This is a genomic window from Agathobaculum sp. TL06 (genome assembly GCF_054658635.1).
On the sequence record NZ_BAAGGY010000014.1, the window covers coordinates 71894 to 97609 of the forward strand.

A 25716-nucleotide genomic window follows, 5' to 3' on the forward strand; every position below is an offset into this window, starting at 1 on the left:
ACTCCCTTTTTATATCCCCTTATCCGCGAGCAGCAGCACGACCGCCAGCGCCAGGAACAGGATAATCAGCGTCCGCAGCAGCCGGAGCACCCTTGTCCGTTTCCCATCCTCGCGCAGCCAGGCCTCGTCGGGCTGCGGCGGCTCCACGATCGTTTCCGTCCCATCCGGTATATGGTCGATCAGCGGCACATGGCAGGTATTGCACACGCTGAAGCCCTCGCGGAACTCCGCTTTACACTTCGGACACCACGGCATAGGCGCTCTCCCCTTTACATACGGTTGGAAACCAGATACAGCAGCAGCAGCGCCACCGCGATCACGCCCGCCACCACGGGCAGCAGCTTGAACGAAGCGTTATCCTCCATAGGCTGCTCCGGCGTCTGCATCGCCTGCTCCTCGGCAAGGCGGGCCAGCTCTTCCTCGTCAACCGGCGCCTCCGCAAAGCTGTGATTCATTTCGTCGATCAGCGCACGCGCGCGGGCGGTCTGGCTCGCATCGACCACAATCTCTACCCCGAAGCGCGCATCAGTGCCGCTGTAAGCCTGTATCTGACGGAACGCCGCCGGCCGGTGGAGTACAACGATATCATTTTCGCGCAGCATGTCGCAGACCATTTCCGCTTCCAGCCGGTTTTTGGCTGTGTAAACCGCAATCGGTTTCTCCATGCCGTCCGGCAGGACGAATTCCTCCCGCTCCGGCTCCTTATTTTCTTCGGGCAGCGTATCCACCAGCGGCACCCGACAGGTGCTGCACTCCGTAAATCCCTCTCTGTATTCCGCTTTGCATTTGGGACACCAAGGCATATCATACCCCTCCTTTTCCTTTATTGTAACACAGGCCGCTCACTCTTTCCATATGAAAATCGGCAGCGGCGGGTCGTTCCGCCGGTTGAGCCAATCGCATGCCAGAACAGTGAACAATCGGTCATTTATCGACTTTAAATGCGATAAAATCGCATTTTTCTCCTCATATCCGTTTTCTTTCCCATAATACAGCGCAAGCGCCATCACGCCGCCCGGCCGCAGCAGCGTCAGCCCCGCGTCGATCGCCGGAAGCGAGGAAGCGGCTGTGGTGAATATTCTGGCATCCCCGCCCGGCAGCCGGCCAAGGTTGAACACAATGCAGTCCACCGTCCCCGGCGCCGCATAGCGCGCCATATGCGCGTGACTGTCCTGCACGACCTCTGCGCTCAAGCCCTGCTCCGCCAGCAGCGCGCGCGTCTGCTCGACCGCGGCCTCCTGGATGTCAAACGCGATCACCCGCCCGTTTTTTCCCGCAAGACGGCAAAGGAGCGCGGTGTCGCGCCCCTTGCCCGCCGTGGCGTCGATACAGACCGCGCCCGGCTTCACCTGCCGCCGCAGAAAATCATGCACCACGTCCAATGTATTCATACTTTTATCCCTCCGCGGTCCGGCGCCCCGTTCTCATGAGCTATTGTACCACAGCGGAGCAGATTTGCAAACGCCTTACCGGTCCAGTATCTCGCCCGCGGTCGATACCACGACCACCTGCCACGGCATAAACTTGCCGCTGTTTTGCAGGGCGGTGCGCACCGCATGCTCGATACCGCCGCAGCACGGCACCTCCATGCGCACCACCGTTACGCTTTTGATATCGTTCTGCCGGATGATCTCGGTCAGCTTTTCACTGTAATCACCCTCGTCCAGCTTGGGGCAGCCGATCAGCGTGATCCTGTTCCGGATAAAGTCCTGGTGGAAATTTGCATATGCGTAGGCGGTGCAGTCCGCTGCTACCAACAGGTGCGCACCCTGGAAATACGGCGCGTTGACGGGCGCCAGCTTGATCTGCACCGGCCACTGGCGGAGCTGGGAAACCGCCGGAACCGCGCCGCCTGCCTGCGGTGCGGCGGGACGGTCGATCGCGCGCGCATGGCTGCCCGGGCAGCCGCAGGCAAGCGGCTGCTGCGCCTCGGCTTTCGCGCGCAGGTTCTCCTGCACCGCCGCTTCGTCATAGGCAGCGGCCTCGCGCTCGACAAACGTGATCGCCCCTGTCGGACAGACCGGCAGGCAGTTGCCCAGGCCGTCGCAATAATCGTCCCGCAGCAGCTTCGCCTTTCCGTTCACCATGCCAATCGCGCCCTCGTGGCAGGCATTGGCGCACAAGCCGCAGCCGTTGCACTTTTCTTCATTGATTTCAATAATTTTCCGTACCATATCCGTTTCCTCCTGATGGGTAACCTGTTCCGCGTCCGGACAAACCGGCGCATACTTGACTTTATGCTCCTATCTTACTATACTGGTAGCACACCGTATGTTGTTGTAACAACAAAACAGGAGGAAATATGGAAGCATCCGTTTTTATGCGCTGCCGTCTGTTCCAGGGGCTGCCGGAAGCAAAGCTGCCGCCGCTGCTGGAACAGCTGCACGCCTACCGCCGCTCCTACGAAAAAGGCCGTCCGGTCTATCGGGTCGGGGATACGGCCCACGCGCTCTGCATCCTGCTGTCCGGCGGCGTGACCATTGAGCGCGACGACGCCTGGGGCAACAAAACCATTCTGGACCATATCGGCCCGGGCGCCGTGTTTGCGGAAACCTACGCCTGCGTCCCCGGCACGCCTATGATGGTCAGCGCGGTCGCCGCCGAACCGTCCGAGGTTTTGTTCCTGCCCATGGACCGCCTGCTCGCGCCCGCCGGTCGGAAGGACAGCGGGCGCGGCATCCTGCTCCGCAACCTGCTCGACGTGACCGCGCGGAAAAACCTGACCTTAACGCGAAAGATCTTCCACACAACGCCGAAATCCCTGCGCGGCAGGCTGTTGTCCTATCTGTCCGCGCAGGCCGTGCAGAACGGCTGCGATACGTTCGATATCCCGTTCGACCGCCAGCAGCTTGCCGATTATCTCGGCGCGGACCGCAGCGCCCTGTCGAACGAACTGAGCAAAATACGGCGGGACGGGCTGCTCTCCTTCCGTAAAAACCACTTTGTTCTGCACCGAAAATAAAAAGCGGCTGTCCGAACCGGACAGCCGCTTTCCATTTGGAAAAGAGATCGTTATGCAAAAAATTTCATGATATTCGCGGTCAGAATACCGCCGCCCGTTCCGATGACATAGCCCATCAGCGCCATCAGGACGCCGACCGGCACCAGTGCGCCGGAATACGAGCCGGCCAAGATAGGCGCGGAGGCCGTGCCGCCGATATTGGCCAGCGAAGCCACGCCGCAGGTGAACATATCCAGCTTGAAGATTTTCGCCAGGGCAACCAGAATAATCCCGTGTATTCCGAGAATCATAAAGCCGGAAATAATCCACACCGGCGCTTCCGTCAGCTCCAGCAGGCTTGCGCGGGACGCCAGCAGCGCGATGACCATGTACAGCAGCACGTTGGACAGCTCGGCCGCGCCCGCGATCTTGCCGATCGGCGTGACCGCCGCAACCAGCGCGATCACCGTGACCACCAGCACCGTCCAGGTCGCCTTATCCAGCCAGGGCGCGACGCCGTTGATCGCCGTGCCAACGTTCTGCCCGATTGCGGAAACCAGCAGCGCGCCGCCGATCAGGAACAGCAGGCCGGCAAAGGTGATATGCTTGTCCTCCTCCTTCTGCTCTGCTTCCAGACGGGCGCAAACCTCGTCCAGCGTTGCGGTGGAGGCTTTGGTCCACTTGTTGAACTGCGGCGCGAACGAGATCGCCCACAGCAGGAACATGACCCACACCGAGTAATCGATCGAGTCGATCACGAGCGCATACGCCATATCCGCTTCGGGTATGTTCAGCGCGGCCTGCACCGCGATCATGTTGCCCGAACCGCCCATCCAGCTTCCGCAAAGCGCGCCCAGGGGCTTCCATGCTTCCGAACCGAGCTGGCCATGCATGATCGCGTAGGTCAGAACAAAGCCGATCGCGATCGAGAGGCTCGCCGCGAAAAAGCCGCCCAGCATGCGGGGGCCGAGCTTGAGCACCTTGCGGATATCGCAGCGCAGCAGCATCAGCACCAGCATGGCGTACAGGATATTATTTTTCAGCGCGCCGTATGCCGCCGAGGTCGCCTCCATATCCCACGCCCCCGCGGTACACAGCAGCATCGTCAGCAAATACAGCAGCACGACCGGCGGGATAAACTTGAAAAACTTCCATTTGGTCAGCTTTTCCGCACCCACCAGCACTGCGGCCAGAAATGCCAGCACCGCAAAGTAAGTAAAACCGTTTGTTATCATTAGGTTTCCTCCCTCATTTCTTTTTCATTCTCTTTTCCCACCTGCGCCGGCTCCGCACGCCTTGACAGATGACAGTAATAGTATACCGTATCCCGCGGCTTTTTGCAAGATAATTACAAGCAAACTGCACAGATGGGTTTGCAAATTCTCGTTTTATCCTGTACAATATGATATGGAACCGTTAATAAGCCGTTAATAACCAAAGGAGGAATATAAATATGGACTTTAAGCCCTATATCCGCGCGCATACGGATGAGCTGCTGCAAAGCCTGGCCGCCCTCATCCGCATCCCCAGCGTTGAGGGAACGCCCGAGGCGGGCGCGCCCTACGGCCGCGAGGTCGCGCGCTGCCTGCACGAAACGCTCGCGCTGTGCGAGCGCCTGGGCTTCCCCACCGTGAATATGGACGATCGCGTCGGCTGGTGCGAATACGGCGAGGGCGAGGAAATGATCGCCGTGCTCGGCCATTTGGACGTTGTGCCGGCCGGCGACGGCTGGAGCGCCGCCGCGCCGTTCTCCGGCGAGGTCAAGGACGGGCGCATCTACGGCCGCGGCACGATGGACGACAAGGGACCGACCGTGGCCGCGCTGTACGCACTGGCGGCGCTCAAGGACGCGGGCTTCGTCCCCTCCCGCCGCATCCGCATTCTGTTCGGCACGAACGAGGAGACCGGCTGCGACGATATGGCGTGGTATCTGGCGCATGGCGGCGAAACGCCGGTCATGGGCTTCACGCCGGACGGCGAGTACCCGATCATCAACGGGGAAAAGGGCATCATGAACTGCGCCTACGCCCGCAGGCTGGAGCAGACCGGCCCCTGCCGCCTGCTCCGGTTCGAGGGCGGCACAGCCGCCAACGTCTCCCCTGCCTATGCGATGGCCGAGCTGGCCTGTCCGGCCGACGCGGCGGCGCGCATCCAGGCCAGCAAGGTCACGGTGACGCCGATCGAGGGCGGCATCCGCGTGGAGGCGCAGGGCGTATCCGCACACGGCTCCACGCCCGAGCAGGGTGAAAACGCCATCGGCCGTCTGGCGCTGGCGCTTACCCAGCTCCCGCTCGAGGGCGAGCTGGCCGACTGCATGGCGTTCCTCGCCGGACGCATCGGCATGGAAACGCACGGCGAATCCCTCGGCCTTGCCATGCGCGACGACCTTTCGGGCGACCTGACGGTCAACCTCGGCGTGGCGGCCTTTGCGGAGGAAACGCTGTCGCTCACGCTTTCCGTGCGCTATCCGGTCACCAAAACCTATGACGACGCGCATCCCCGCATGGAGCGCGCCTTCGCGCTCGGCGGCTTCCACGAGACAAAAATGAAGCACAAGGCCGCGATCTATATGCCGCCGGAAAGCGAGCTGATCCGCAAGCTGTCCCAGGTTTACGAGGAGCAGACCGGCGAAAAGGCGGTCCTGAAATCCATCGGCGGCGGCACCTACGCCAAATCCATCCCCAATCTGGTCGCGTTCGGCCCGATCTTCCCCGGCGACGAGATACGCGAGCACAAGCCGGATGAATATATGGAGGTCGAGCGCCTCATCCAGAACGCGGAGATCATCGCGGCGGCAATGTACGAGCTGGCCCGCTGACCCGTCCACACACGACTATGCCAAAAGGAGCTGAACCAGTATGAAGATCACCAATATCCGCCTGGGGCGCATTTCTGTCCCGCTGCGCGTGCCGTTCAAGACCGCGGTGCGCTCGGTCTCCTCCGTCGAGGACGTGATCGTTGAGATACACACGGACACCGGCGCGGTCGGTTACGGTGAGGCGCCCCCGACCGGCGCGGTCACGGGCGATACCGCGGGCGCGATCATCGGCGCGATCCGCGACCACATCGCCCCCACCCTGCTCGGCCGCGAGGTGGACGATTTTGAAAACCTGATGTTCGCCCTGCAGGGCTGCATCCTGAAAAACACAAGCGCCAAGGCCGCGGTCGATATGGCGCTCTGGGACCTGTACGGCCAGCTTTACCACATACCGGTATACAAGATGCTCGGCGGCAGCCGCAGCCAAATCGTGACCGATATCACCATCAGCGTCAACGATCCGGAGGAAATGGCGCGCGACGCGCGCAACGCCGTGGACCGCGGGTACGACTGCCTCAAGTGCAAGGTCGGCAAGGACGCGCCGCTCGACCTGCGCCGCCTGCAGGCCATCCGCGCCGAGGTCGGCCAGGGCGTCAAGCTCCGCATCGACGCCAACCAGGGCTGGAAGCCCAAGGAGGCCGTGCGCATCCTCGGCCAGATGGAGGACGCCGGTCTGGATATTGAATTTGTCGAGCAGCCGGTCGCGCAGCACGACCTGACCGGCCTGAAGTATGTGACCGACAACGTTTCCATTCCGGTCATGGCGGACGAAAGCGTGCAGGGGCCGGCCGACGCGCTGACCATCATGCAGATGCGCGCGGCCGACCTGGTCAACATCAAGCTGATGAAGGCCGGCGGCCTGTACAACGCGCTCAAGATCGCGTCCGCGGCTGAGGTATACGGCGTGGAGTGCATGCTCGGCTGTATGCTGGAGGCCAAGGTCAGCGTCAACGCGGCCATCCATCTGGCCTGTGCCAAGCAGGTCATCACCAAAATCGACCTGGACGGTCCGGTGCTTTGCACCGAGGACCCCATCCTCGGCGGCGCGGTGTTCCATGAAAAGGACATCACGGTTTCCGACGAGCCGGGGCTGGGCATCAAGGGGATTGAAAAAATCACCTATCTGGACTGATTACATAAGCCCGCGGCACCGGAAGCCGCTGACAAAAAGCCCTCAGTCGGATGACTGAGGGCTTTCTTTATATTCCATCAAATCTCCTGGTTGACAATCCAGCAGCTTACAGAGCTTTTCTATTGTTCGCGCATCAATACCGCCTGTCCCATTCTTCAATTTGCTCAAGATAGACGGACTAATACCATTTTTTCGGAGGTAATATTCTGTTTTTCCCCGCTGCTTGATCGTAGCGAACAGCTTATTATAACAAATTGGCAAACACTCACCACCTTTTTTATCATTATAGCACCACACATAAAATTGCACAATATATGTTCATTTTTTAGTACATATTTACCATTGCTATATTGTACTATCTTTAGTACAATACAAGGTGAGGTGAATAACAAATGTACAATTATCTACATGGGCAGTATGAGCTTTGGCTGGAATCTCCGCTTTACAAACGCCTCCAAAACGAGATCGAAGCCGAGTCCAGCGCGTTCTACAAACTGCTCGACCAGCAGCCGGCCGCTTTCGAGCTGGAAACGCTCGCCAACGACTATGTCAATGAGGCGGTGCGCGCCGCGTTCCTCTGCGGGCTGTGCTGGTGGAACGTGCAGCAGCAGGCGGTGCGGCAACAGGCCATGCATACCTCAACCTGACAAAAGCGGCGGAAATCCTGCATTTCCGCCGCTTTTTCCACTTTATTCCCCATAAATGCCCGCTCGGTCATTTATAACCAGCGTGCGCAGCAGGTCCTCGGACAGGTTCAGGCCCTTGTCGTCCCCCTCGCCCTTGAGCCAGCCGTTGCGCACCAGCTTTTCCACCGTCGCGCGTCCCCAGTCAGGCACCGCGTCCACTGTCCCGTAAACCGTTCTGCTCTGCTCGATCAGCCGCTTTACCTCGTCCGCCGTCATATCGTCCTCCTCCTTCCCTGTCAATCCGGTTTTGAATGCGTTCCATGCCGCCGCGCTCTCTACATACGGCGCGGGGCAGGTCTTGTGCGTCACATCGTAATGGCGCACCACATGATCGGCCCCGATGCCGTATTTCTCCATCAGCATGCGCGCCAGCGCCTCCGCGTTTTCGATTGTGCCTTGCCGGAAGTAGTATTTTCCATCCTGCAGCCGGCTGCACATCTCAATGCCGATGCTGTTGGCATTGCGGCAGTAGGGATGGTAATAGGTCCCTTTCGTGCCGCAGTGCCAGGCGATATCATGGTCGGCAACGCTCTGCCAGACCTCGTTTTCGTCCACAAAATAGTGGGCCGAGGTCGAGATATCCTCCCGCGCGAAATAATCGGCGTTGTTTTGCGCGGTATCCCCGTCGTTGGCTGTAAAATGGATCACTATGTATTGAATATCCCCCTTGCCGCGCGACGCGGGCAGATAGTTGCCGCTGTTCGCCTGCTTAAAATGTATCTCCATCACATTTCACCTCCTCCCTGCATAAACTCCAAAAAAAGCCGTGCGGATTGACACAATTTGGTCAATCTGTTCTATGCTTATGCAAAAAGTTGTGCTATAATGTGGGGTAGACACGTTTGAGAGGAAGATTTTTCGATGGTATATAGTAACATCCTCGAGGCAGTCGGCCATACGCCCATGGTTCGCCTGAACCGTATGGTTCCGGCGGGCTGCGCGGAGGTACTCGTCAAATTCGAGGGGCTTAATGTCGGCGGCTCGATCAAAACGCGGACCGCGCTCAATATGGTGGAGGACGCCGAGCGCCGCGGGCTGCTCCAGCCGGATACGGTCATCATCGAGCCGACCAGCGGCAACCAGGGCATCGGCCTGGCGCTGTGCGGCGCGGTCAAGGGCTACGCGGTCAAAATCATCATGCCGGATTCGGTTTCCGAGGAGCGCCGCAAGCTGGTGCAGCACTATGGCGCCGAAGTCATTCTGGTACATGACGCGGGCAATATCGGCGACTGTATCGCGGAATGCCAGCGAATCGCGGACGAAATGGCCAAAAATGACCCGAAGGTCTTTGTTCCTGGCCAATTTGACAACCCCGCAAATCCCGCGGTCCACCGGCACCATACCGCAACCGAGATTCTGGAGCAGGTCGGCGCCCCGATTGATGGGTTCTGCTCCGGCTTCGGCACAGGCGGCACGATCAGCGGCATCGGCGAGGTGCTCAAGGCGCAGAACCCCCAGCTCGAAATCTGGGCGGTCGAGCCGGAGAACGCCGCCATCCTGTCGGGCGGTTCAATCGGCACCCACCTGCAAATGGGGATTGGCGACGGCATCATCCCCAAAAACCTGAACACCAAAATCTACGACCACCTCTACATCGTTACGGATGAGGAGGCGCTCCGCACCGCCAAGGACCTTGCGCGGCTCGAGGGGCTGATGTGCGGCATTTCGAGCGGCACGAACGTCGCGGCCGCCATCCAGCTTGCCAAAAAGCTCGGCACCGGCAAAACGGTCGTTACCGTCCTGCCGGATACCGCAGAGCGGTATTTCTCCACCCCGTTGTTCGCCGAAAACTGAAAAAAAACACCGCGGAATCAAAATTCCGCGGTGTTTCTTATTTCATCCTGCGCGTTCGGAACAGATGCGCAGCGTCTTATATCTTAATAGTTGTCCGCCTTGATCTCAAAGTAAGCCTGCGGATGCGCGCAAACCGGACATACCTCGGGCGCCTGCTTGCCGACAACAATGTGGCCGCAGTTCGAGCACTGCCAGATGCAGTCGCCGTCGCGGGAGAATACCACCTTGTTCTCCACGTTGGAGAGCAGCTTGAGGTAACGGGCCTCATGCTCCTTCTCGATCTCACCGACCTTTTCAAACAGGAACGCGATATCGTCGAAGCCTTCCTCACGCGCTTCCTTGGCAAAGGTCGCGTACATGTCGGTCCACTCGTAGTTCTCACCCTCGGCCGCCGCTTTCAGGTTGGCCGCGGTATCGTCGATGCCGCCGTTGAGCAGCTTGAACCAGATCTTCGCATGCTCCTTCTCGTTATTCGCGGTTTCCTCAAAAATCTTCGCAATCTGGACGTAGCCGTCCTTCTTCGCCTTGGATGCAAAATAGGTGTATTTATTGCGCGCCATGGACTCGCCCGCAAAAGCGGTCTGGAGGTTTGCTTCCGTCTTGCTGCCCTTTAAATTTGCCATAATAACATTTCTCCTCTCGTTTTTTACAGGATTTTTATTTGTGAACGGCGTTTCCGCCGCCAAAATAACACCGCTTACGCCTTGCCGCCGCATTGCGGGCAAAGGCCCTCGAACAGAATATCATACCGCTGCACCGAAACGCCGGAGGCATCGTCGATGCGCTCGATCAGGTTATCGATATGTGGCATATACACATCGAACACCGCGCCGCAGCCGCTGCAGCGGACATGGTAATGCTCCTCGGTATTGAAATCAAAGCGGTCCGCCCCGTTTGGAACAGGAACACGGCGAATCTCTCCCTGATTGGCCAGCTGGTTCAAATTGCGGTATACTGTGGCCTTGCTGATCGACGGGTGCTCCGCCGCAACCGCCGCATATACAGTATCCGCCGTTGGATGGTCGTGCATGCGCAATACCGCCTGCAGGACGATCTGACGCTGTACAGTATTTCTGGTCTGCATAATGTCACCCTCTTTCTAATTAATATCTTATATTAATTAATATTTTACTCCTCTTTTCTGCTCTTGTCAAGTATTCCCGAAAATAAAATAAAAAAACCGTTTTCCCATATCGTGCATGGAAAAACGGTTTCCCTTTTATGCCGCAGCCTGCCAGCAGGGGTACAGGCGCATCCATACCGCATCCGCGGTCATATGCTCCCGCCGCGTGCGGAACCGCAGTTCCGGACGCGCTCCGCCTGTGTAAAGCAGCTCCACGTCCGCGCCGCCCTTGAGCAGGCCCGCGAAACGGACTTCCGGCAGGCACGCGCCCATATAGCCGGCGATCCGGATCCGGACGTCGTCACGGCCATGCGACAATTCTGCCAGCTTCTCCACCACAGTCCGGCAGTCGTCCGGCTCCGGCAGCGCGACAAACGCGGTCCCGCCGGCACGCGCCAGCAGCCGGCAATCCGGCGCCTGCTCCTTTACCGCCTGCATGGCCATATGCGCAATCCGGCCGGCATCGTCTTCCACCAGCACCGCAACAGACAGGCCTTCCAGCATGGCATACAGGGTCTGCTCGAGTATACGCAGGGTCCGGTCGGTTTTCCGGTGCGCCCGCAGCGCATATTCGCGCTCCTCCGCACAGTCGGTCGTGCGCAGGAGGCTCCAGCCGCCCTTTATTTCGGTGCATACCGACTGACGGGCATCCTGCCTGTTTATCTGCATCTGCTTCATTGATTTCATCCTTTTGCCAAGTAAAATTACCAAATTTCTCATTTCTTGACAAATATTTTACCATGCTTTTTTGTTTGCCTGCAACAGCAATTGAGTGGTTTTGTACAAATCGCCATTTTGTTTTTATACAAAATTTACAATCTTTTTCTTTTTGTGTGCATTTATGACAGGGAAAAGCGGTCCCGCTTCCCCCTGCGCTGTGCAGTTTTCGCGTTTTTTACTGGCAGGTTTGTATATTCCGCTCAAAGGCGGTATCACAGCACATACCAAAAAACCATCGCGTAGTGACACAGACTTCCCACGATCACGAACAGGTGGAACAGTTCGTGGAAGCCGATCAGCGGTCCGAGATTTGGTTTCTTCGCCATATAAATAATACCGCCCACGGTATAGGATAGACCGCCCGCCGCCAGCAAGACGATCGCCGGTACGGGCATGGACAGCACCGCGCCAAAGTCAAAGGCAATCGCCCAGCCAAGCACTAAATACAACGCAGTACCGATCAATCGCGGCGCATCGATCCAGAGCAGCTTGACCGCGATACCGGCCAGCGCAACCAGCCAGACCGCACCGAGAAACACAAAGCTGCGCGGCGCCGGCATATAGCGCAGAAGGATCGGGGTATAGCTTCCCGCGATCAGCACATAGATCATGCTGTGATCCAGCTTTTTCAGGCGCCGCACCACGGCTTCTCCCTTCTCGGAAAAGTGGTACACGCTGCTTGCGGAATACAGCGCGATCAGGGAAAGGCAGAAGATAACGGCCGCAGCAGCCAGCGAACCCGATACCGCACTGCCGAACAGCAGCCGTACCAGTACGATCAGCAAGCCAAGCCCGCTGAGCACCGCGCCGACAAAATGCGAATAACTGGAAAACGGCTCCCTGGCTTTCTGGAATACGCGGGGCATATTGTTTCCTCCTTGATTTAATATAGTCTGTAAAACTATTTTATATATTCTATGATACTATATTTTTCAAAAAATGCAAGCACTGTTTTGTAAACATTTTTCCCCTGCAAGCAAAAAATACACCCGATCAGAGGTATTGATTTACTCCCAATTCCCTTTTGTGTTCCTGGAGCTATCGTTAGCCCCGGACGAGCATATAGCTGGTCGCTTCTTCTGTCTGCCGCATAGAAAAGGGACAACCGATTTTTTTGGTTGCCCCTTGTGGGTGGTTTTTTTAGTTTTATTGTAATACTGCTTTATAAACTGGAATTTAATACTTTCTAATCACCCAAATTCCCCCTTGCTTTTCTCTTGTTGCATAATAACCGCAAGGCATATCTGCTAAAGTACCAATGGAATTGTCTAACTCAAAAACGAACTTCAAAGAAACTAATCTTGCGGCATCTGTTTCATGTGTTTTTCCACATAAGAATTGCCACATACCGTCATCCTCATCATGTGATACAAATAAAATAGGTTCTTCCCCATTCATTACATGACAACAGATTATGGTTGCTGTGTTTGGTGCATCATAAAAAGGAAATTCCATATATTATCCTCCCTCACAAATATCAATTTGAATATCAGTAAATTATGACCTCTCAACAGAGGTTACAGTGTTTTAATAAAATCCTCCAAAAGCCTTGAAAATAAAGGATTTATCGCAATGTGTCTGCCTTATCTCTTTATACGGTTACACACAAGTTTACTCTTTCCCTCATTGCTCATAAGGGCAAATACAAGGGCAAGAAAATCTCATAACAAGATATAACAAAGTGTGGCAATCGGAGAACTGTGATGTATGTGCGAATATATTATAACGGAGGATTTTTCAATGGACAAGTACATTTACGATGATAAAAATGGTCTGTGGTATGAACTGCAAGGAGATTATTATATCCCATGTCTTATCTTACCAGCCGAAAAAGAACAGCCTATTGGTTTGTGGGGACAGCGGCACTTGCGGTATCTGAAAGAATACCGCCGAGCCACCTACATAACCTTGTTCACAAGCGGCAGACTGAACAATTACCTTGCTGACATCGACAGGCAGGCGCAGGAACGCATGGAAAGGCTCACAGAGCAGATGAAACGGGTGCAGGGTATTACGGAGCAGTTAAAGGCGGAAAACGCTTTGGAATGGACACAGAGAATGAATAACATACGGGCGTGTGCAAAGGAGATTGTGGAAAAAGAAATCATCTTTGCATAAGAAGACAGCGGTAGGATTTAGTTTTCCTACCGCTGTTTCACTTAAATCAAAAAAATATATTGACATTTTTCTATGTGTTGCATATAATAACACATAGACATTTATCTATAGGAGGTGATTGAGAGAGATGGATGAAAAAAGAATTGCGGCAATTTTCAAAGCGTTTTGTGATGAAAACCGCATTAGGATTATAAAACTGCTGCGTTCAGGTGAAAAATGTGCTTGCAAGTTGCTAGAAGAAATCAATGTCACGCAGCCTACGCTTTCCCACCATATGAAAATTCTTTGTGACGCTGAAATAGTTGTCGGGCGCAAAGAGGGAAAATGGACACACTATTCTATTTCAGAAAAAGGTGTGGAGCAGGCAAAAGAATGTTTGCGGCAGTTGACAACACTTGATGTTGAAAGCGAAAACAAGTCGTGCTGTGAAAAGTGAGGAAGTTTATTGATTGCTTTTCCGCACGGCTTATATTCGGGACGATAAATCGACATATTTCAATATAACTATATGAAAGGGGCTTTTTATGGAGACACTAAAAACAATTTGGGACTTTTTTCAAAATGAAGTCCTTGGTATGAACTGGCTGAATCGCCTCATTGAAACATTTTTGAACGCTTGCGGTTTAGATACCACGGGCAAAATAGGAGGAAGTGTTCAGTTTTTCATCTATGATACTGTAAAAATTATGGTACTGCTCGGCGTTTTGATTTTGATTATCTCGTATATTCAAAGTTATTTCCCGCCCGAAAGAGCTAAAAAGATACTCGGCAGATTTCACGGAATATGGGCGAATATCATCGCCGCTCTGCTCGGTACGGTAACACCGTTTTGCTCGTGTTCTTCCATTCCGTTGTTTATCGGGTTTACAAGCGCAGGTTTGCCGCTTGGCGTTACATTCTCCTTTTTGATTTCTTCGCCGATGGTTGACCTCGGAAGCCTTGTCTTACTGATGAGTATTTTCGGCTGGAAAGTTGCTGTTTTATATGTAATATTCGGTTTGGTAATCGCTGTGGCTGGCGGAACGCTAATTGAAAAGTTGCACCTCGATAATCAAGTGGAAGAATATATCCGAAACGGTCACTCGATTGATGTTCCGCAGGAGGAACTGCATTTCAAAGACCGTATGAAATTTGCGTGGGAACAGGTTGTTGAAACCGCTAAAAAGGTTGCTCCTTATGTTCTGATCGGCGTGGGCATTGGTGCTTTCATTCACAACTGGATTCCTGAAGAATTTATTGTCAAAGCACTTGGCGAAAATAATCCGTTTGGCGTAATTCTTGCTACGATAGTCGGTATTCCGATGTATGCGGATATTTTCGGTACAATTCCGATTGCAGAAGCCCTGCTTGCAAAAGGTGCTTTGCTCGGCGTTGTCCTTTCCTTTATGATGGGCGTTACTACGCTTTCGCTCCCTTCAATGATTATGCTTCGCAAGGCGGTCAAACCGAAACTGCTTGGTATTTTCATTGGAATATGTGCTGCTGGTATTATTATTGTAGGCTATCTTTTCAACGCAATACAATATTTAATTGTTTAATTTTAGGAGGTTATTATTATGGCATTATTTAACTTTGGAAAGAAAAAGGAAGAAGAAAAGAAAACACCTGCTTGCGCTTGTAGCTGCGGTTGTGCTGCCAGCGAAGCAGAAAGCATTACAAACGATTGCTGTCCTGATTTGAAAGAGGGAGAAATCTGCTGTATCAAAGTGTTGGCAGGTTGTAAATCCTGTCACGAACAATTTGAATACACAAAGCAGGCAGTAAAGGATATGGGACTTTCCGTAGAGGTCGAATACATTACCGATATGCAGAAAGTAATGGAATACGGTGTTATGAGTATGCCTGCCCTTGTTGTCAACGAAAAGGTTGTTGCTATGGGTAAGGTTTTGAAAGCTGCTGATGTGGTTGCTCTGCTGCACAAGCTGGGGTTTTAACGATGGATAAGAAAAAGGTAGCCTTTATTTGTGTGCATAACTCCTGCCGCAGTCAGATTGCAGAAGCACTTGGAAAACATTTGGCGGGAGATAAGTTTGATTTCTATTCTGCCGGAACAGAAACAAAATCACAAATCAATCAGGACGCTGTGCGGCTTATGAAACAGCTTTATGGGATAGATATGGAGCAAAGCCAGTATAGCAAGACGATTGATAAAATCCCTACGCCCGATATTGCGATTTCAATGGGGTGTGATGTCGGTTGTCCCTATATCGGTAGAGCGTTTGATGATAATTGGGGACTTCCCGATCCGACGGGCAAAAGTGATGAATGTTTTATACAGGTCATTGAGAGAATATCTCAAAAAATAAAAGACTTGAAATTAGAAAAGTAACATGAAAGCCACAGAATGGATATATTGCCCTATCTGCGGCAATAAAACTCGCACAATGATACGGGAAGATACAGAATTAAGAAACTTCCCTCTCTACTGTCCGAAGTGCAAAAAGGAAACAAGCATCAATGCTCAGGATATGAAAGTCACGCTTGCAGAACACAAATAAGATTTTTATGTATGCCGCCGCATGGGTGATACCATAGCGGCGGTTTTTCGTGCCTATCGGCTGTCTCTGTCAAAGGATTTCTTTCTCTGTCTCGGCTGGTTTCTCTGCTTACCCTCCGCCTGAAGCTGACGCAGGCGTTTCAGCACGCTCTCTCGTTCAGGCGGCTTTGCCTGCTCTTTTTTGGCGGGTTTCTGTTTTTCCCTGACCTGTTGCTCCCATGCGGCAAGGTCACGATTGAACTGCTCCACAACAGCCTCCGCCTTACGGTAGGTTGCCATGTACGCCTGCACATCGGGATAACCGTCCTCTTTCAGAACATCGGGCAGTTTATCCAGCTTTTCAGCGATTTCCTTTTCTGTCCGCTGTATCTGCTCTGTGAGCGCCTTGCGCTCCTTACCCTTGAAAATCCCTTTTGTATCGGCAAGCTGTTGTTTCAGCTTCGGAAGTACCGTATCCTGCAAATGCCGGATTTCTTTCGCCTTATCCTGCGCCTTTATCATCAGCTTTTGCATGGTACGGAACTCTGCCATATCTATTTCAAGGACAGGCTTCGGCGGCATATCGTGTTCACGGATTAAGTTTTGCAGGAAGTCCTTAGCCTTGTTTACGATACTGCGGAACAGACCCGGCAGCCAGCCCTTGCTTTTGATAGACTGGCTCGCCTTTTCGTGTATCTCTGTCTGCTTGACTTCTAAAATCTTTGCTTCGGAGATACCTGATAATAACGCCATATCCGCTGTCCTGTTCCATTCCTGCCTTGCGGCATTATCGGCTTTGATTTCGTCCTCTTTGGGATTATTTTTGCCGATTTTCTTGGCCGGAAGATAGACGCTGTTTTTATCAAATACCTTTAAGTGCTGCTCAGGATCGGAGATATGGCAGTTAATAAGTTCTGTATACACTTCCTTTATCTCTCGGAGAAAAGGCTCTCCCTTAAAGCGTGTATCTTTGGTAGTAAACAGATGGCTTTCGTATACCTCGCCTTTTTTGATGACGGTACAGCCTTTCCGTATCTGCCCGTCCTCCCCCGTGATTTCCTTTTTGGTGCGGACACGCTTTCCAGTCTCGTCAAAGAACACGCTGCGGGAAGCAACCTTTACATCAGGTTCGGGGAGCAACCTCCTCTCGCTGAAAATCAGATGGATATGATAATTTGTCTTGCGCTTGTTGTGGTGGAGGGCGGACACGCACTCCACACCGTACCGCCTGCGGAACTCCTCTGTAAAGTCCGTGAGTACCTGCTGCGGCTCGTATTGCGTATAGATTTCGGGCAAGGCGATAATCAGTTCCCTTGCTTCGATACATTTGCCCTCTGTGCCGCTGCGCTGAAACTCCTGCTGGCTTTCCCTTGCAAGGTTGCTCCAAAAGGTGCTGTCGGCGGTGCGGTAGGTGGCATAGAGATTTTCCTGCCTTGCATGGCTTGTAATATACGATATTCGCCCTTTGACATTGGGCAGTTTTGACATCTGGATAAAACTGTGTCTCGGCATACATCATCTCCGTTTTCTGTTGTCAAGGTGCGTCCTTTTTTTGCAACCGTTTACGGTTGTGGCTGTCGCTGCGGCAGCGGTGACAGCCCCGTATCATACGCCGCAGGCGGTTGATACGGAAGCCCCCTGCAAGGGCGAAATACCCGGAGTACAAATCGAAGATTTGTGCGAGGGGTGTATTTCGCTCTCAAACGCCGAGGGCTTAGGGTTACTTTCCGAAAAGAGAATGGATGGTCATTCCACTCTGCGGACATCATCGGGCTTCAGAAGATTTCTTCCCTGATTGACCGTCAGAAACCGTTCCAGCGTGTCCCTGCGGATAATGGTCTTGCGCCCCACTTTGAGGACGGGCAGCTTTCCCCATTCCACCAGCTTCCGCATGGTGTTCCTGCCGATACCCGTACATTCTGCGGCTTCCTCTATGGTAAGTCCCATTTTGACTGCGCTCATTCTATCAACCTCCTTTTAGAATACTCATTTTGCAACTACTGTTTTATCATTATACTTATTCTGCCATCTCTTGTCAACCTATTTTGCAACCATTCATAGTTTATTTACAACTTTCATTGAGATAAAGGTTGCAAAATAAGTATCGGCGTGTTATACTGATACCAGTCAGGAGGTGAACACCTTGAAAAAAGAAACCACATTCACCGCAAAACAGGTCGGTAGGAGGATTAAGGAACGCCGCACAGAGTTAAACATTACCATGCCGGAACTTGGCAGGCGTGTAGGCGTGAACAAATCCACCATTCAGCGGTATGAAGCGGACGGAGTTGATCCGAAGCGCACAATGGTTATCAACGGTCTTGCGGAAGCGTTGCTCACAACTCCCGAATGGCTGACAGGTCTTTCCGATGATAAGGAATATGACACCTATACTCTTTGCCAGCGGGATATTGAGGAACACATCAGGAAATATCTGGACACAGTTTCCTATACAGTAAAGGGCGAGCCGCACCAGCAGCTTCTCACGACATTTCTCGGCAAGATGGTTGACCTGTATACGGTTATGACCTGCTACTTTGCTGATGCTATGGAGGAAGTTGACCGTGTGGCGGAGGACAAAGGGCTGAAAGAGTCTCTTGGACGGTACGCCATAGAGTCCGGGGCAATCATGGAACAGGTATACCGCAAGAAGATGGAAGTACCGATTGAGGATATGAAACGGTTTTTAGACGGGATTTTACATATCCACGATGAGGGGCGCACAAGAATGTCGATGGGCGCACTTTTCGGGATAGTGGAGGAAGCCGAAGAAAGGCTTTCCGAAAAAGAAAATTCCGTGGCACCTTGACAAGTAAAGACGCCAGTTGACTTTCACTGGCGGAAGTGACACAATTACTTTACGCACACCATATGTCACAGTCCCGATTGCCACGGATAGAAAGGAGTTTTTTATCTATGGCAAAAGGTTCTGTAAGAAAGAAAGGCAAAAAGTGGTACGGACGCTTTTATATTGAAGATGAAAGCGGCAGAAAAGTGCAGAAAGAGTTTGCAGGCACAGAGAGCAAGGCGGAAACAGAAGCCATGCTCCGCAAAGCGATAGCGGACTATGAGGAAAAGCAGTTTGTCGGGAAAGCGGAAAACATCACGGTAGGCGATATGCTGGATATGTGGGTAGAGGAAGAACTGAAACCCGGCAACTTAAGCAACGGGACGGTCATGTCCTATCAGGGAACGGTCAACCGTATCAAGCAATATCCCATTGGCAAACGCAAGCTGAAAACCGTGACCGCCGACCATTTGCAGGCGTTCATTGATTTTCTGAGCTACGGTGGGACAAACCCGGACGGGACAACTTCAAAGCCCATGAGCAAAGGATATATGCTCCTGTTCTCGGCGGTGTTGCAAAATTCCTTCCGCTTTGCGGTTTTCCCGAAAAAACTGATTACCTTTAACCCTATGCAGTATGTGAAGCTGAGGGGCAGGAAGCAGGAAACGGATATTTTCTCGGACAGTGAGGAAGATACTTCCAGTATTCCTACTATCACCCATGAACAGTTCCAAAAGCTGGAGGAATTTCTCAAGGCAAAAGATAATCCCGCCTTGCTGCCTGTGCAGATAGCGTACTACACGGGGCTTCGTATCGGGGAAGTATGCGGCTTGACTTGGCAGGATATTAACCTTGAGGAACAATATCTCACGGTACGCCGAAGCATGCGCTATAACGGAACAAGGCACACAACCGAAGTGGGAACGACAAAACGGAGCAAAGTCCGCACCGTTGATTTCTGCGACACGCTGGCGGCAATCCTGCGGGCGGCGAGAACAGAACAGCGCAAAAACCGTTTCCGCTACGGGGAGTTTTATCACCTGAACTACTACAAAGAAGTAAAGGAAAAAGGGCGCACCTATTATGAGGTTTACAGCCTGCAAAGGACAGAGGAAGTCCCGGAGGATTACAAGGAAATCTCCTTTGTCTGCCTGAGAGCAGACGGGGCGTATGAAGCGCCGAGTACGGTAGGGATTATGTGCAGGGCGGCAAAGAAGAAAGTGAAAGGGCTTGAAGATTTCCATTTCCACACGCTCCGTCACACCTACACAAGCAATCTGCTTTCCGGCGGCGCAAAGCCGAAAGATGTGCAGGAACTTCTCGGACACTCCGATGTCAGTACCACAATGAACATCTACGCTCACTCTACAAGGGAAGCGAAGCGCACTTCCGCAAGGCTGCTGGATAAGGTGGTCGGCGGGGAATAAAAAGTTGCCCTTGTTTCGGCTCGTAAGGGCAAAAACAAGGGCAAACAGATAAGGTTTGAATGAAAAACAGGCGTGAAGCCTTGAAAAATCAATGGTTTTTGAGGATTAGATAGTTAAATTCTAATTTATCGCTCTGTTTCACTGAGAAAAAAATAACACAAACTTGTGAACAAATCTACATCTCGTCATAAGCTGGGAACACAAAGTCGAATTGGGACTAGATTTAAGGCCGCAATATCCACCTTTTCCTATGCACTTTTCGCAGCGTTCAGGGAGCCTGTAGCCTCCATATCGGTGTAGTGAATCTCTGCGGTCTGTCTGGCGTGTTTGGATCGCTTCGCGTCTTTTTCATGCGCCGCAATCCATTCATTATGTAAAGGTTCATTGATATATCAAATAAATTTTCCACAAATATTTTTAAGGATACATTCGTCACCTGCAATAATTTTTCTTTCTGTGATATTGGATAACAAATTAAAAAAAATGTAACCAATGTGTGACCGTTCCTTTTTGCATTAAGGGTTTGCTCTGATATATTCAATTGTAGGCGACATACCTCTACCCGTCCTTTTGACCACTCCAAAACCTCACCTACTCTTTGCCCATGTTGAGTACTTTGCATATGCTCATACTCTGCCCGATTCGGTGCTTAACTTAAAAACAAGCGTTCAGTCCTAGATTTGGAGACCTATCTCTTTGATGCATTTTACCAGTTTCTCCAAAAATATACGGCTGCAATCAACGGAATGATATATGTACCAATACAAAATAAAAATAGCCAATCTGGAAGTATTGCGACAGCAGGCATACTCAAGAACAAAAGCACCCATTCTAAAATCAGAGCAAGAAAGCTCAAAATGAGACCAAACCAGTATCCCATATAGGATTTTGCGGTCCCGTCTGCCCGCAAAGTCTGATGTCTCTCCAATTCATTCAATAACGACTCTTCATCTTCATATCCATGCCAGATCGTATATGGATATACTTCTATTTTTCCTTCCAACGTACGAACCTTGCAAAATAGTTTCCAACAATTCCCTCGCTGGCGAATCCTTAATACCTCTAAAATCTCTGGGGCAAGGGGTTTCAGGCTGTTTGGCGTTTCCATTACTTTTTCCAGCGTATTGCTATTTTTTAGCCGCTTCAGTTTTTGTCCGATCACTACTTTCTGAATCGCCGTACCTCCAAGTGTCTGGCAATGCTTTTCAAGCCTTTCCAGATCCAAGGCAAACAACCGCCACTCATTATCTCTACAAAAAATTAGCGTATTATTACTACGCCTTGAGCTAATCCATGCAAAGAGGAATAAAGCAATGGTTACCATCGCCATTACAATTACTGAAATGCGGCTATCATCATCCCATTTCTTTATATTCAGAAACGCAGAAACTCCCGCGAACACGGCTATGCTGCCACCCAACTCTGCCACAAGGATAGCAAGTTCTCTGAACGCATATTTTTTATTTTGCTTCACTTGCTCAGTCATCCATACTTTCATATCATATCACTTCTTTTTATCGTTTTTTCTTATCCCATAGGAATTCTGGGATTCAGTACATGCCTCTTCGCAATTATATAGTAGATACAAGCAGACTTGGGAACTATTATTGGAAACATGATAAAAAAGTATCCAAATTTTTCTCCTGTGCATCAAACCCAATTACTTTCTTGGATGCCTGGATCTTAATAACGATTCCCTCTGCAAGCTCTAAACGCAGAATGTACACAGGCAGAAACAGCCTTTTTCTTACATTTGTACGCTGAATGCTGTTTAAGGGGATTCGTCCGCTTAAGCCCAATTTTTTCGAGCTTCCTTGTAGAAGCGCAACCAGAATGGCAGCATTGGTCAGTCCAAAGTACCCAAAGGCGTGATCCCCTTTTCGAATCAGGGTGCCATAAATCGGTGTTTCCAAAATTTCTCCCGTTTTCAAAAGCGCAGAAAGCGCAGGAACCATTTGCTCATAAAATGTCACTGAATTCCTCCTTGATTTTGTGTTTTTACAATCTTTTTTCTAATAACTTCTTCCATTAAAAAATTATGGATTCTTCATGTTTTCTTGTTGCCTCATCTCAAAGGATATCCGGAATTTCATCGCACCTTTCTTCACGAAAATAGGGGACGCCGTTTTCAATACCCATCCAGATTTTTACTCCGGCGTCCGGGTAATATCCCTCGTACTGATAATCTACAACCTCATCGGAAGATTCCAACAGTTTCTTCAGCGCTTCGGCAGCCTGCTGACTTCTCTCATCATACTGTCCGCCAATGGCGGGTCCGCCGCTTCCCTCATAAACATGCAGATATACTTTTTGAGAAGACCCTGGCTGGCACGACAGGATATAGGTATAAGCCATTTCAAAATTCTGACTTTCGTAGTTCGGTTCCCCAAACAAGGCGCGCATTCTACCGTAAGCAAGGACAGGTTCCAAATTTAGATTCACCAATTTTCCACCCATCAGCATTTCTGTTTCATTTTCTTCTACTTCTTTTGTAAAATCAGAGATTGTCATAGCGTTTTCTTCTCTGTATTCCGTTTCTGGCCTATGAATATCCACAAAGGTAATCCCCAGCGGACTCTCTTTCGAGCAAAGCACCAGTTCTTCACCGGACATTGCCGCATCATAGTCGAAGTCAAACACATACATCTCTGTCTCGCAGCCATCCTTCAGCCGTACGGTCAGGGTGTGCTCGTCCCCCTTAACCTCTGGGTCTGCGGCATGGCTGTCCAGGATCACTAATGGGGAGTGAAGAGCCGGGCCGCTAAGCATCAGATTGACTCCATAGACGATAGGAAAAGAGAACGAAAGCAGTAGAAATCCCATGATCAGGGTGGAATCCCGCCGCAGGCGGCGGGGCGTCGCCAGTGCGAACAGAACGGTCAATACAACCACCAGAAGCATAGCCTGGCCAACCCAGTTCCAGCCATCTTCGGCTATCTGCAATATCCAGCGCGACCAAAGATTATCAATCTGCTCCCAATATATCAGCGCACACAGAAACAGCCATCCAACGGGTACCTTGATATGCATCGCATTCCACTCTTCCGTAGCGCCTTTGGGACGGCTCCCAAACAGCAGTACCGGAGAAAAAATAAAGCAGAACAACAAAAACAATAGTGGCGCAAGCGTCAGCAGCCGAATCATAGCGGTGAATTTGAGCACGCCCTTCAGATACAGGACGGCCGGCAGGACGCCGCCAATCCCCAACAAGATTATGGCGGCCCACATCCCTGCTCGAATGGCTTTCAGATGGCTGTGCCAGCGGGTGCGGTACTCTTCCCGCCAGGCAACGGTCTTCGGTTCAGCAACCCCTTTTTGTTCAGCCTGCTTCTGCATTGCTTCGGACATTGTAGGAAGCAGATCCCGCATCTCCAACCAATCCAGCAAGCGGCCTACGCCGTACATGTTGGTCTCCACAGAGGCCAGTTTTTTCCCGTTTTCATCCAGCAAATGAATGGCACTGTTAAAGGTCAGCAGGGTAGAAGCGATTCGCCTTGTTTCAAAGCGGCGCAGGCGACCCCAACTGCTGATATATACCACACAGGCAAGGGAAGGCTCGTCCCAAATGTACAAAACCCGGTTGCAGCAGGCCAGGAGCATCCAGACGCCGGTGAACTGCGATACCAGCCCCGTGCCCCCCATAAACACCACATATTCGGCTTCCTGGGGTGTCGCTAACGCAACCGCAGTCCCGCCAAAAACAAGTGCAATTCCTATCAGCCACAGGAAGATGCCGACCCAGACCACTGGGCGGCTTTCCCGCACCACCACCATGGGTTGCAGGGACTCTGTCAAACTGGGAGCGCGACGGAGAAGCAGCTGCAGATTGACCACCAGGCATAATATCAGTACTACTAATCCCAAGGCAACTCCAATATCGTTACCGGCCTCCCAATCCACCACTACCAGTAGTGCCATGAATGCCGCAAATGCCACCCCCACCCAGCCGCAGATCCGTGCGGGCCACAAACTTACAGATACAGAGGGCGCTGATGCGGCGCACAACTCCTCGTCCCGCAGTTGTTCTACTGAAACGATCTGCTCCAAATCATACCCACACTTAGGGCAGCGGGCGGTATATTCCATCCGCGGAAGCAGTTTTCTCCGAATTAACGGTAGCGGCTTGGCGCACTGTGGACACACCCAATATCGGGAAAACGTGCTTCGGAGTATCATCACCAGCAACGTTATCGCCACAAGGGGCCATATAAAAAGCGTTGCCAGCCATCGGGCATCTCCTGTTCTTCCCATCATCACCATGCAGATCAGCCCCCCCAAAAGCATGAATATAAATCCCCATATGCTTCGAGAGGAAGCGGACTCACTTGCGGCTCGGTAAGTTGCATTTCCATCGCGGCCCATACGCTCTAAATGGGCCGCAAAATTCTCCACGATCAACACCAGATCGTCTATGTCATCCTCTTCGTCCCAGTCGAACTCATCGTATACTTTGCCGCGAATCAACAGCTGGGTTCGCTGCCCACAAATGCGGGCTTCGCCCCTACTTGAAAGGGTAATCGTCAAAAGTCCGTCCTCATAGGTGACGGAGCAGTTGTTCTTCTCCTGAAAATAGTGGTACAATTCTTCTATCTCTACCATTTGAAAGCTCCTTTTCCATTCGTACATCTCATGTCGGCATGTTTTTGCACTAGACAAAAATACAATATTTATTAAAAATGCAGCATATGCTCCATCATATGGCAGGCTACAGAGGAGCACTGAAGCACACCGTTAACAAAATTTTGCCCTTTCCGCGTTTGAACAGAATAGCACTCCATTGTAAACATGATCTCTGATACCTTGCCTAAAAATATATCCACCATCAACGTCAGTACAAGAACTCTACTCAAGTCCGACATTCCCTCAAACCATCTCGCCCGCCAGCAGAATACCCGCACGAACGAACATAGAGTACAGTCCTGTCAAACCTGCCATAATGCCAACATGAAAAACACTGCGTTTTCTTCTCTTTCTGCCGCCGCTCATATCCATGCCCCACATCAACTCATGCGCCGGCCGTCTCGCTGGAAACATTACCTCCTTTTTTAATTCAATTTACCGATATTTCTTCTATTTCATTCCGCTGATCTTGTTTCAATTTTCCATAAATCAGACACGCGCCGATTACATCAGCTACAAATATCAAATGTAAAACCGTGATGCCCACTGTATATAGTTTGGATAATATGTTCCGTCTTCTTTCTTGATGGATCGCAGCCAAGCCATAGGCCGAAGTTACCAACAGCAGTGCATAGGAAATTGATAACAAAATTCCTGCTAATATTGGCACAAGAAAAACAAAGGTTGGCACAATAATGATAAACAGGAGCGCAAAAAGTGTTAGGCCAAGCAGTAAAAAATACGGAATATGGGCCAATTTAAGCGCTCTACACCAAAAGGCCAGTTCATGTGAGTCCCCTTTGCGCTTTAAATAAACAACATGAGCCAGATTTGCTGCTACTACCAAAACTGTAGCCAGCAAGTAAACTTCTACAGCTGTTCCTTGTATCCATTTCCCAAGAAACAACGTGTAGGGCCACACAGCCAATAAAACCGGAAATATTTTGGGCTTGCGACATTTCGTGTATATTTTCAGATAACAAATAGAAATTGTTCTTACCCTATTTTGACATATCGTGTGGTATGTTATAATGGTTGTCACGAAAGGTTGTGTTTCTATGGGTCCTCTTGCT

General features: G+C 51.6%; 32 protein-coding genes and 1 pseudogene. 13 read left to right on the top strand and 20 right to left on the bottom strand.

Translation table 11 applies throughout. From position 1 onward, the window contains the following. Positions 1-9: 9 nt before the first annotated feature. The 4 genes from ACYQ3S_RS09935 to ACYQ3S_RS09950 form a co-directional block, all read right to left on the bottom strand. Positions 10-255: a hypothetical protein gene (locus ACYQ3S_RS09935; RefSeq protein WP_459688847.1), complete on the bottom strand. Its 246-nt coding sequence runs from the start codon at positions 253-255 to the stop codon at positions 10-12. A 14-nt stretch (positions 256-269) separates the two neighbouring features. Next, complete coding sequence (locus ACYQ3S_RS09940; protein ID WP_459688848.1) at positions 270-803, bottom strand: putative signal transducing protein; 534 nt, start codon at positions 801-803, stop codon at positions 270-272. 39 nt (positions 804-842) lie between these two features. Beyond that, a complete protein-coding gene (locus ACYQ3S_RS09945; RefSeq protein WP_459688849.1) occupies positions 843-1391 on the bottom strand; it encodes a class I SAM-dependent methyltransferase in 549 nt (182 codons plus the stop codon). 75 nt (positions 1392-1466) lie between these two features. Further along, positions 1467-2174 carry an ATP-binding protein gene (locus ACYQ3S_RS09950; RefSeq protein ID WP_459688851.1) on the bottom strand — a complete coding sequence of 236 codons (708 nt, stop codon included), beginning with the start codon at positions 2172-2174 and terminating at the stop codon, positions 1467-1469. A gap of 128 nt (positions 2175-2302) precedes the next feature. Between ACYQ3S_RS09950 and ACYQ3S_RS09955 the strand changes: the two genes are divergently transcribed. After that, on the top strand, positions 2303-2962 hold the full coding sequence (locus ACYQ3S_RS09955; RefSeq protein ID WP_459688852.1) for a Crp/Fnr family transcriptional regulator: 660 nt from the start codon (positions 2303-2305) through the stop codon (positions 2960-2962). A gap of 50 nt (positions 2963-3012) precedes the next feature. Here ACYQ3S_RS09955 and ACYQ3S_RS09960 read toward each other — a convergent pair whose 3' ends face one another. Continuing rightward, positions 3013-4176, bottom strand: coding sequence for a DUF819 family protein (locus tag ACYQ3S_RS09960; protein WP_459688853.1), 1164 nt, complete (start codon positions 4174-4176; stop codon positions 3013-3015). A 218-nt stretch (positions 4177-4394) separates the two neighbouring features. Here ACYQ3S_RS09960 and pepV point away from each other — a divergent pair, with 218 nt between their 5' ends. Further along, positions 4395-5759, top strand: coding sequence for a dipeptidase PepV (pepV, locus tag ACYQ3S_RS09965; RefSeq protein ID WP_459688854.1), 1365 nt, complete (start codon positions 4395-4397; stop codon positions 5757-5759). 40 nt (positions 5760-5799) lie between these two features. Continuing rightward, positions 5800-6891 (top strand): dipeptide epimerase, encoded by a 1092-nt coding sequence (locus tag ACYQ3S_RS09970; protein ID WP_459688856.1) that lies wholly within the window; start codon positions 5800-5802, stop codon positions 6889-6891. Positions 6892-6933: 42 nt separating this feature from the next. On the opposite strand, the gene ACYQ3S_RS09975 is transcribed toward ACYQ3S_RS09970, so the two are convergent. Beyond that, on the bottom strand, positions 6934-7200 hold the full coding sequence (locus ACYQ3S_RS09975; RefSeq protein WP_307718887.1) for a helix-turn-helix domain-containing protein: 267 nt from the start codon (positions 7198-7200) through the stop codon (positions 6934-6936). Positions 7201-7283: 83 nt separating this feature from the next. On the opposite strand from ACYQ3S_RS09975, the gene ACYQ3S_RS09980 reads away from it, so the two are divergent. Further along, positions 7284-7538: a hypothetical protein gene (locus tag ACYQ3S_RS09980; RefSeq protein WP_459688858.1), complete on the top strand. Its 255-nt coding sequence runs from the start codon at positions 7284-7286 to the stop codon at positions 7536-7538. Between the two features lie 42 nt (positions 7539-7580). Here the strand turns inward: ACYQ3S_RS09980 and ACYQ3S_RS09985 are convergent, their stop codons facing one another. After that, positions 7581-8303: a peptidoglycan recognition protein family protein gene (locus ACYQ3S_RS09985; RefSeq protein WP_459688860.1), complete on the bottom strand. Its 723-nt coding sequence runs from the start codon at positions 8301-8303 to the stop codon at positions 7581-7583. Positions 8304-8438: 135 nt separating this feature from the next. On the opposite strand from ACYQ3S_RS09985, the gene cysK reads away from it, so the two are divergent. Then, complete coding sequence (cysK, locus tag ACYQ3S_RS09990; RefSeq protein ID WP_459688861.1) at positions 8439-9371, top strand: cysteine synthase A; 933 nt, start codon at positions 8439-8441, stop codon at positions 9369-9371. 83 nt (positions 9372-9454) lie between these two features. Here the strand turns inward: cysK and rbr are convergent, their stop codons facing one another. The 5 genes from rbr to ACYQ3S_RS10015 all read right to left on the bottom strand — a co-directional run bounded on the left by rbr (position 9455) and on the right by ACYQ3S_RS10015 (position 12669). Continuing rightward, the gene (gene rbr, locus ACYQ3S_RS09995; protein WP_459688862.1) at positions 9455-9994 is read right to left on the bottom strand and encodes a rubrerythrin; all 540 of its coding nucleotides are present in this window, start codon (positions 9992-9994) and stop codon (positions 9455-9457) included. A 74-nt stretch (positions 9995-10068) separates the two neighbouring features. Further along, positions 10069-10455, bottom strand: coding sequence for a Fur family transcriptional regulator (locus ACYQ3S_RS10000; protein WP_459688863.1), 387 nt, complete (start codon positions 10453-10455; stop codon positions 10069-10071). 135 nt (positions 10456-10590) lie between these two features. Further along, the gene (locus ACYQ3S_RS10005) at positions 10591-11172 is read right to left on the bottom strand and encodes a hypothetical protein (protein WP_459688865.1); all 582 of its coding nucleotides are present in this window, start codon (positions 11170-11172) and stop codon (positions 10591-10593) included. A gap of 254 nt (positions 11173-11426) precedes the next feature. After that, positions 11427-12080: a PAQR family membrane homeostasis protein TrhA gene (gene trhA / locus ACYQ3S_RS10010; RefSeq protein WP_459688866.1), complete on the bottom strand. Its 654-nt coding sequence runs from the start codon at positions 12078-12080 to the stop codon at positions 11427-11429. A 310-nt stretch (positions 12081-12390) separates the two neighbouring features. After that, positions 12391-12669 (bottom strand): hypothetical protein, encoded by a 279-nt coding sequence (locus ACYQ3S_RS10015; RefSeq protein WP_459688868.1) that lies wholly within the window; start codon positions 12667-12669, stop codon positions 12391-12393. A 285-nt stretch (positions 12670-12954) separates the two neighbouring features. Between ACYQ3S_RS10015 and ACYQ3S_RS10020 the strand changes: the two genes are divergently transcribed. The 6 genes from ACYQ3S_RS10020 (at position 12955) to ACYQ3S_RS10045 (ending at position 15830) form a co-directional block, all read left to right on the top strand. Then, positions 12955-13332 carry a TnpV protein gene (locus tag ACYQ3S_RS10020; RefSeq protein ID WP_002586617.1) on the top strand — a complete coding sequence of 126 codons (378 nt, stop codon included), beginning with the start codon at positions 12955-12957 and terminating at the stop codon, positions 13330-13332. A 127-nt stretch (positions 13333-13459) separates the two neighbouring features. Further along, positions 13460-13768 (top strand): ArsR/SmtB family transcription factor, encoded by a 309-nt coding sequence (locus ACYQ3S_RS10025; protein WP_002586618.1) that lies wholly within the window; start codon positions 13460-13462, stop codon positions 13766-13768. An 88-nt stretch (positions 13769-13856) separates the two neighbouring features. Further along, the gene (locus ACYQ3S_RS10030) at positions 13857-14870 is read left to right on the top strand and encodes a permease (protein ID WP_072851497.1); all 1014 of its coding nucleotides are present in this window, start codon (positions 13857-13859) and stop codon (positions 14868-14870) included. Positions 14871-14888: 18 nt separating this feature from the next. After that, positions 14889-15266, top strand: coding sequence for a thioredoxin family protein (locus tag ACYQ3S_RS10035; RefSeq protein ID WP_002586620.1), 378 nt, complete (start codon positions 14889-14891; stop codon positions 15264-15266). A 2-nt stretch (positions 15267-15268) separates the two neighbouring features. Next, positions 15269-15661, top strand: a complete 393-nt coding sequence (locus ACYQ3S_RS10040; protein ID WP_002586621.1) for an arsenate reductase ArsC — start codon at positions 15269-15271, stop codon at positions 15659-15661. A gap of 1 nt (position 15662) precedes the next feature. Beyond that, positions 15663-15830, top strand: coding sequence for a cysteine-rich KTR domain-containing protein (locus ACYQ3S_RS10045; protein WP_074141147.1), 168 nt, complete (start codon positions 15663-15665; stop codon positions 15828-15830). Positions 15831-15883: 53 nt separating this feature from the next. Here the strand turns inward: ACYQ3S_RS10045 and ACYQ3S_RS10050 are convergent, their stop codons facing one another. From ACYQ3S_RS10050 to ACYQ3S_RS10060, 3 genes and pseudogenes are all read right to left on the bottom strand, one after another. Further along, entirely contained in the window at positions 15884-16732 is an 849-nt protein-coding gene (locus ACYQ3S_RS10050; protein ID WP_459688880.1) for a hypothetical protein, read from the bottom strand. Positions 16733-16735: 3 nt separating this feature from the next. Then, positions 16736-17320 (bottom strand): annotated as a pseudogene (locus ACYQ3S_RS10055) (MobA/MobL family protein); the annotation flags it as partial. Positions 17321-17554: 234 nt separating this feature from the next. Next, positions 17555-17770, bottom strand: a complete 216-nt coding sequence (locus tag ACYQ3S_RS10060; protein ID WP_002586623.1) for a helix-turn-helix domain-containing protein — start codon at positions 17768-17770, stop codon at positions 17555-17557. A 172-nt stretch (positions 17771-17942) separates the two neighbouring features. Between ACYQ3S_RS10060 and ACYQ3S_RS10065 the strand changes: the two genes are divergently transcribed. Together ACYQ3S_RS10065 and ACYQ3S_RS10070 are read left to right on the top strand one after the other, a co-directional pair. Then, positions 17943-18617 (top strand): helix-turn-helix domain-containing protein, encoded by a 675-nt coding sequence (locus tag ACYQ3S_RS10065; protein WP_225363674.1) that lies wholly within the window; start codon positions 17943-17945, stop codon positions 18615-18617. A gap of 107 nt (positions 18618-18724) precedes the next feature. Next, entirely contained in the window at positions 18725-20023 is a 1299-nt protein-coding gene (locus ACYQ3S_RS10070) for a tyrosine-type recombinase/integrase (protein WP_002586625.1), read from the top strand. Positions 20024-20729: 706 nt separating this feature from the next. Here ACYQ3S_RS10070 and ACYQ3S_RS10075 read toward each other — a convergent pair. From ACYQ3S_RS10075 to ACYQ3S_RS10095, 5 genes are all read right to left on the bottom strand, one after another. Next, on the bottom strand, positions 20730-21521 hold the full coding sequence (locus tag ACYQ3S_RS10075; RefSeq protein ID WP_459688872.1) for a hypothetical protein: 792 nt from the start codon (positions 21519-21521) through the stop codon (positions 20730-20732). 106 nt (positions 21522-21627) lie between these two features. Further along, positions 21628-21996: a hypothetical protein gene (locus ACYQ3S_RS10080; RefSeq protein WP_459688873.1), complete on the bottom strand. Its 369-nt coding sequence runs from the start codon at positions 21994-21996 to the stop codon at positions 21628-21630. 97 nt (positions 21997-22093) lie between these two features. Next, positions 22094-24622 carry a hypothetical protein gene (locus ACYQ3S_RS10085; RefSeq protein WP_459688875.1) on the bottom strand — a complete coding sequence of 843 codons (2529 nt, stop codon included), beginning with the start codon at positions 24620-24622 and terminating at the stop codon, positions 22094-22096. Between the two features lie 264 nt (positions 24623-24886). Then, positions 24887-25057, bottom strand: coding sequence for a hypothetical protein (locus tag ACYQ3S_RS10090; protein ID WP_459688877.1), 171 nt, complete (start codon positions 25055-25057; stop codon positions 24887-24889). Between the two features lie 16 nt (positions 25058-25073). Next, a partial coding sequence (locus tag ACYQ3S_RS10095; protein WP_459688879.1) for a hypothetical protein occupies positions 25074-25716 on the bottom strand: 643 nt, incomplete at its 5' end.